We start from the raw sequence: 6,535 nt of genomic DNA on the forward strand, positions 1-6,535 counted from the left end.
CGCCGCCCGGGCGCCCGGCCGGTTCACGGCCCGGCGGGATGGGGGTGCAGGACGCGTGCGGCCGGGCGCCCGACGGCGCGGCGCCCCGGCCTCAGGCCGTCGTCTTCCAGTACTTCGCCACGCACGCGGCGGGAGTGCGGGGCGCGTACCGGCCGGGAATGCCGTTGAACCCCACGAGTACCGCGTTCATACGTTCTTCGGGTGTGCCGTGGTGGTCGGGAGAGTTGTAGTCGTAATCGCCGATCGACTTCAGTGCGATGACCGACTCGTTCACGTCATGGGGCGTGATGTGGGTATGAGCCGCCCAGACGCCGGCCATACAGTCGGCGAGCAACTCGTTCCACTTCCCTGTGGGATTCGGGTAAGTGACCCAGCGCTGCTGGAACTGCCACCGCAGTTCGTCCGTCACATAGTGCGCGTACTCGTGCGCGACGATGATGGCCGCGGAATGGTCGCCCGCCTCACGGGAAGGGACCCGCTTCCCGAAGAGGTCGCCTTCCCACACCTTTTGCAGCGTGGTGACGGGCAGATAGATGCTCCCCGCGCCGGCCGGGGACCGCTGGTCGGCGCCGCAGAAGACGGCGTTGGGGGTGTCGTACCGGATGACGATCACTCGCGCCGGCTCCTGGCACTGTGACACGGCGCGCCCCTGCTCCGGTGTGACGAGCACAGAGGTGAGCTTCCGGCGTGGCAGACCGAGCCGCTTGAAGAAATCCGCCCAGGTCGCGTCCAGGTCGCTGATGACGTTGCGCAGGTAGGCGGCGACCTCCTGAGTGGTCGGCCGGTCCCGGTCCTCGGCAGCCGTGGTGCCGTCCTTTTCCAACGGCAGCTGCAGGTGATTCAGCTCTGTCGTCAGTTCCTTGGCGGAAAGCACGGCAGGTGTCGCGATACCTCCCGCGGAACCGGATATGGCGGGGGCGCACCCGAACGTGCCCGCCAGGAGCCCGAGGCTCACGGCAAGGCGTATGTGCGGTGAGGGCTTCATACTTCTGGTCTAAGCCGTGCGGCTGGATACGGCACGGCACGGCTGCCATTCGGGTGAGCAGGACGTGAACCCGATCCGCGCGAAAGCAAGGGAATTACGGCATCGACAAGTGCGGCACCTCTGGGCGCGGCACTTCTAGGCCTCGGCCACCTCGGCGTAGAGCTGTGACAGCTCGGGGACTCCGCTGGCTGCCCATTCGTGGCCGGAGTCGACGACGTCGAACTCGCGGCCGGACGGCAATAGCACGACGGGGCCGCCCGGCCGGATGTCCCAGGCGGCGCCGGGCACGGTGCGGACGATCACCGTGCCCAGGTAGAAGCCCGCGTCGTTGCCCAGCCAGGGCAGGATCTCCTCGTCGTCGCGCCAGCGCGGCAGCACCTGGTCGAGCGCCTCCAACGAGGCGGGGGTGTCGTCCAGTCGTACTCCCGCCGCCCTCGCCTGGGAGCGCAGCAGCTCGCACTCGGAGAGGAGGTCGGCGACGCCCTCGGGGTCGGTGGGAAGCACCGCCTCCCCGCTCTTGGAGTGCCGGTGGCCCAGGAAAGGGATGTTCATACGTCCAGCCTGGCACTCGCACCGCCGTACGCACCACAGGGTGGACGCGGGTGGCGTGTCCTGGAACCCGGTTACACGTCCAGGTCGACCACGACCGGGGCATGATCGGAGGCGCCCTTGCCCTTGCGTTCCTCACGGTCCACGTAGGCGTCCTTCACGGCCCCGGCGAACGGCGCGTTGCCGTACACCAGGTCGATGCGCATGCCGCGGTTCTTGGGGAAGCAGAGCTGGCGGTAGTCCCAGTACGTGAAGGGGTGGTCGTACTTCAGCGGCCGCGGGACGACGTCGGACAGGCCCGCCTCCCGCAGCGAGGCCAGCGCGGCGCGTTCCGCGGCGGTGACGTGGGTGCTGCCCTCGAAGGCTGACACGTCGAAGACGTCCTCGTCGGTCGGCGCCACGTTGTAGTCGCCCAGCACCGCGAACGGGCGGCTGCCGCCCGCGTCGCCGGCGACGGCGGCCTTCAGGGCCTCGAACCACTGGAGTTTGTAGGCGTAGTGCGGGTGGTCCACCTCGCGGCCGTTGGGCACGTACACCGACCAGACCCGGACCGGCCCGCAGGTGGCGGAGATCGCCCGGGGCTCCACCGCGCCGTCGTAGCCGGGGTCGCCGGGCAGGCCCTTGACGACGTCCTCCAGGCCGACGCGGGAGAGCACCGCCACTCCGTTCCACCGGCCCGTGGCGTGCACCGCCGCCTCGTATCCCAGCTCGCGCAGCTGGTCGAACGGGAACTGCTCCTCGGCGATCTTGGCCTCCTGCAGGCAGAGCACGTCGGTGCCGCTGCTCTCCAGCCAGGCCAGCAGCCTCGGGAGGCGGGCGGTGATCGAGTTCACGTTCCAGGTCGCGATGCGCATGCCTCACAACCTACCGGGCGGGTCCGACAACGCGTCCCGCCCGGTGCGAGGCTCAGAGCTCCGCCGACTCCCCCGGGGCCAGCCGCAGGTGGTCGGAGCCGCCGAGGGTGCCGATCTGGCGGTCGTAGATCGGGCGGGCGAGGTCGGTGAGCAGACTGTCGTGGATGTCGTACGCGCGCTGCGGGCGCACCTCGCGGACGTAGTCGATGACCTCGGAGATCTTGTTCCAGGGGGCCATGACCGGCAGCATCAGCGTCTCGACCGGCAGGCCGGGGACGGTGAGGGCGTCGCCGGGGTGGAAGACCTTGCCGCCGTCGACGACATAGCCGACGTTGGTGATGCGCGGGATGTCCGGGTGGATCACCGCGTGCAGCTCGCCGTGTACCTGCACCTCGAAGCCCGCGGCGGCGAACGTGTCGCCGTGGCCGACGGTGTGCACCCGGCCGGGGAAGGCCGTGGACAGCTGGTCGGCGACCGACTTCAGGGTCCAGATCTCGGCGGCGGGGTTGGTCTCCAGCGCGCTCCGCAGCCGGCCCTCGTCGAAGTGGTCCGGGTGTTCGTGCGTGACCAGGACGGCGTCGGCGCCGGCGGCGGCGTCCTGCTCGCTGAAGCCGCCGGGATCGATGACGAGCGTCCGCCCGTCCTTCTCGAGCCGGACGCAGGCGTGGGACATCTTCGTGAGCTTCATGACTTCCATCCTGCCTGCCGCGGTGCCGCGCGGGCGCGTCACCCCTCGGGTGTGGTCTCCTCCCGGATGGCCTGCTGGGCCACCCGGAAGGCGCCGGCCGCCGCCGGTACACCGCAGTAGACGGCCGCCTGCAGCAGCACCTCCTTGATCTCGTCCGGGGTCAGTCCGTTGCGCAGGGCGGCCCTGGTGTGGGAGGCGAGCTCCTCCAGGTGGCCGCCGGCGACCAGCGCGGTGAGCGTGACGCAGCTCCGGGTGCGGCGGTCGAGGCCGGGACGGTCCCAGACCTCGCCCCACGCGTACCGGGTGACGAGCTCCTGGAAGTCCCCGGAGAACTCGTCGGCCTGGGCGAGCGCGCGGTCCACGTGCGCGTCGCCGAGCACCTCCCGGCGGACCTTCAGACCCGCGTCGTAGGGGTCGGCCCGCCCGGGGAGCTGCTGCGGTACGGCGGCCGGGGTGATCTCGGCGACGGGCGCGGGCTGCGCCGGCATGGCCGGGACCGGCTGGAGGGGGGCCGCCGGGACGGCCGTCTGGCCGGTGGCGGGCTCGTGCACGGGCTGCCAGGCCGTCGAGAAGTGTCTGACCAGCAGGTCGGTGACGGCCGCGGGCTGCTCCACGGGGACCAGGTGGGAGGCGCCCGGGACGACCGCGAGCCGGGCGTCGGGGATGCCGGCCACCAGGGTGCGGGCCTCGGCCGGGCCGGTGACCTGGTCGTCGGAACCGACCAGGACCAGGGTCGGCACCCCGACGCGGCCCAGTTCCGGCCGCACGTCGAACCCGGCGAGGGCCTCGCAGGCGGCGACGTAGCAGCCGGGGTCGGTGGTGCGCACCATCTGCACGGCCCACTCGGTGATCGCGGGCTGGGCGGCGGCGAACCCGCCGGTGAACCAGCGGTCGGGCGAGGTACGGGCGATGGGGTCGAGCCCGTTGGTCCGTACGATCACTCCGCGCTGGCGGAACTCGTCGGCCGTGCCGAACCGCGGCGAGGCGGCGACCAGCGCGAGCGAGGCCAGCCGCTCCGGGTGGCGCAGCGCCAGCTCGATGCCGACCGCGCCACCGAGCGCACAGCCCGCGTAGCCGAAGCGGTGCACGCCGAGCCCCTCCAGCGTGGCCAGCAGCCGCGCGGTCAGCTCGGAGACCGAGCCGGCCGGCTGCGCGGGGGCGCCCCCGTGTCCGGGCAGGTCGAACCGGAAGACCCGCCACTGCCGGGCCAGCTCGGGGACCTGGCGGTCCCACATGTGCCATGTGGTACCCAGTGAGGGACCCAAGATCAGGACCGGAGCGTCTTCTGGCCCGTCAAAGCGGTATTGCAGGGTGTTCATCGGTGTCTCACTCACCCGCCTGACCCTCTCATCTGTCACGAGATGTCACATCGCCGGGGTGAACCTCGCAGACCTTGCCACGCTCTGGCACCGCCAGACCTGCCGACGAGAGCCCAGGCACACGTTCTCCGGCATGTACTCGTGACCGTGTCGGCAGTGGGCCCTCCGGGCGCGTGCCCTCCTTCAGTCGCTACGAGCAACGTTTCCTCTTTGATCACGGCCTCCAGGCGGTTCGCGTTGCAGCATCAAGTGTGGCGGCACGGACGAGGCTCGGCGTGACTCACCTGGAACCCTTCCGGAATCCCGCCCAACAGCAGCCTGAACACCACACGGTGAACGCTTGGTAGAAGGCTTGGCCGTAGCCGCCTGCTCTCAGTTACAGCAACTGGTCCAAAATCAGCAAGCGGACCCCGAATCCGCGTCGCCACAGCCCTGCTGGCCATACGGCTCGCAAGTCGCTCGGCTGATAGTCCGCGTGGCTCACTCTTGCCCCTCCGCCGCACCTCCGTGCAGGCCATCCCAAGTAGTGGCGGCTCCGCGAAGATCTTCTACATTCGGCTTGACGTACCACCGTTTTGTCGTCTTTACATTGGTATGTCCGGCCCATCGCGCGAGGATGTGGTCCGGGACACCGTTGTTGGCCAGGTAGGTGAAGCACGACGAGCGTGCGTCGTAGAGCCTGACGCGACGGAGCCCGAGAAGCTCCATAAGCCGGTACGCGCGTCGGCGAAGTTGCTTGATCGTGAAGGCGTCGCCCGCCTCGTGCGCCAGCACGTAGCCCGACACCGTGTACGCCACCCCCAGAGCGAGCCTCTCCTCGGCTTGAAGGGCCCGGAATGCCTTGAGTGCTCCCAGCACCAGCGTTGGCAGCGGCAGCTCCCGCTCACCCGCAAGAGACTTGGTGTCTTTCTCCACCACGTACCGGTTACCCATCATCGTGCGCGTGTTGGCAATGACGATCGTGGCGTTCTCCAAGTCAACGTCTTCCCATCGGAGGCCGCAGACTTCAGCTGGACGAAGCCCCATCAGTGAAAGAAGAAGCGCAGCATATAGGCGCTCACCCCTAATTCCATGTATGAATTTCTGCACCTCCTGGACGTTCCAGGGCGGCACCTCCTCTTTCGTCTTCCGCTCTTCCTTTCGTGCCCTCCGGGGAATGGTCACGTGCGCAGCGACATTGACGTACACCAATCGCCGGGTAACGGCTCTGCCCAGGGCTTCCTTCAGTCGAGCTAGGCTCATATCCACACTCGTGACACTGAGTGGCGAACCGGCCCTTTTACCACGCACGCGGCCATGCGCAAGCGCCCAGTCCCTCCACTCTTCCACGTGCTCTTCAGTAAGGTCCTGGAGACGGATATTGCCGAGCCTTCCTCGAACTCGGTCCAGGGTAATCCTATAGTTGTAGATAGTGGTTTCTTCGAGGTCCTCCGCTTTCATGGCCAGCCATCGGTCGAGCCACTCATTCACGGTGATCCTGTTGGGCGGTACAAGCGACCCATCATGCCGCCGATTAGTTATGTTCGCGTACTCAGCCCTAGCTTCCTTCAATGAGTCGAAGGTGCGCCTCAACTGCTTACGCTTACCAGTTTCGGGGTCGATTCCTGCGTCGACAACAAACCGGTACCGAACCTTCCCCTTCGAGTTCGGCGGAAGTTTCTTGATGGGGTCGGACAGAATGCTCACTCTCCTTGAGGGTGTGGAAACTGCACAGGAGCGGAGGAGTCGCTGCGCTTCAGCGAAGGGCGCCGCGGACATCAGGGCTGCGGCGGTCGATGCCCCGCCACTTCCTCCCGGTGGATTTTGGGAGCGCCGCCCTTTGCTATGTCCGCTACGGCTCCACCGCCAAGTACAGCCAGATGCGGACCTGCTCAATGGTCGCGACGATCGCCGGTTTGGCTAACCGGCGATCGGGGTCTATGTTGCGCGCTGCATCACCAACCCGGCGTCTGCTTGGGCTCGCCACCGGGGAAGGCAAACTGATATGAGCGCAAGGCTCGGGGTGTGCCGCCCGAGGCGACCATCAGCAGGCCGTCGCCCGTTAATACTGCAGCCGCAGTTGCCGTGACCGGCGGTCCGGACTCTCGTTGGACTGTGCATGGGTGGGGACGTCACGATTGACGAGGTGCACCGCTGGGCG

At 68.2% G+C, this 6,535-nt stretch carries 6 protein-coding genes; all 6 read right to left on the minus strand.

Annotated features, from left to right (window positions below; translation table 11 throughout):
- Positions 1 to 91 precede the first annotated feature (91 nt).
- Positions 92 to 874 carry a neutral zinc metallopeptidase gene (locus ACFYZQ_RS29140; protein ID WP_389153853.1) on the minus strand — a complete coding sequence of 261 codons (783 nt, stop codon included), beginning with the start codon at positions 872 to 874 and terminating at the stop codon, positions 92 to 94.
- Positions 875 to 1,120: 246 nt separating this feature from the next.
- A complete protein-coding gene (locus ACFYZQ_RS29145; protein ID WP_389153856.1) occupies positions 1,121 to 1,537 on the minus strand; it encodes a DUF6278 family protein in 417 nt (138 codons plus the stop codon).
- A gap of 71 nt (positions 1,538 to 1,608) precedes the next feature.
- Entirely contained in the window at positions 1,609 to 2,388 is a 780-nt protein-coding gene (locus tag ACFYZQ_RS29150; protein ID WP_389153859.1) for an exodeoxyribonuclease III, read from the minus strand.
- A gap of 52 nt (positions 2,389 to 2,440) precedes the next feature.
- Positions 2,441 to 3,076, minus strand: coding sequence for an MBL fold metallo-hydrolase (locus ACFYZQ_RS29155; RefSeq protein WP_389153862.1), 636 nt, complete (start codon positions 3,074 to 3,076; stop codon positions 2,441 to 2,443).
- 38 nt (positions 3,077 to 3,114) lie between these two features.
- Positions 3,115 to 4,410 (minus strand): 4-carboxymuconolactone decarboxylase, encoded by a 1,296-nt coding sequence (gene pcaC, locus ACFYZQ_RS29160; protein WP_389153864.1) that lies wholly within the window; start codon positions 4,408 to 4,410, stop codon positions 3,115 to 3,117.
- A 465-nt stretch (positions 4,411 to 4,875) separates the two neighbouring features.
- Positions 4,876 to 6,081, minus strand: a complete 1,206-nt coding sequence (locus tag ACFYZQ_RS29165; RefSeq protein ID WP_389153867.1) for a tyrosine-type recombinase/integrase — start codon at positions 6,079 to 6,081, stop codon at positions 4,876 to 4,878.
- Between the last annotated feature and the right edge of the window lie 454 nt (positions 6,082 to 6,535).

The organism is Streptomyces sp. NPDC001843, from assembly GCF_042891955.1.
Taxonomy (GTDB): Bacteria; Actinomycetota; Actinomycetes; order Streptomycetales; family Streptomycetaceae; genus Streptomyces.